Source organism: Apilactobacillus waqarii (assembly GCF_019061205.1).
Lineage (GTDB): Bacteria > Bacillota > Bacilli > Lactobacillales > Lactobacillaceae > Apilactobacillus > Apilactobacillus waqarii.
Map to the genome: position 1 here is coordinate 1 of NZ_JAHQYH010000030.1, position 396 is coordinate 396.

At 42.2% G+C, this 396-nt stretch carries 1 protein-coding gene; it reads left to right on the top strand.

Features of this window, described 5'->3' with window-relative positions; all coding sequences use genetic code 11:
• Positions 1-396 (top strand): aminoacyl--tRNA ligase-related protein (locus tag KTJ72_RS07055; RefSeq protein ID WP_346726683.1); only part of this gene is annotated, 396 nt, incomplete at both ends.

The window sequence follows — 396 nt, forward strand, 5'->3', positions numbered from 1 at the left end:
GTATAAAAACCATGTGCATTCTTACCGTGAATTGCCTATCCGTATTGCCGAACTAGGGATGATGCATCGTTATGAAAAATCAGGTGCCCTATCTGGCTTGCAACGGGTACGTGAGATGACCTTGAATGATGGCCATATCTTCGTGACACCAGAACAAATTCGTGATGAATTTAAACGTACCCTTCAATTGATTATTGACGTTTACGAAGATTTCAACTTGACCGATTACCGTTTCCGTTTGTCCTACCGTGACCCAGAAGATACTCATAAATATTATGACAATGACGAAATGTGGGAAAATGCGCAAGCCATGCTAAAAGGTGCCATGGATGACATGGGTGTAGACTACTTTGAAGCAGAAGGTGAAGCAGCCTTTTATGGGCCTAAGCTTGATAT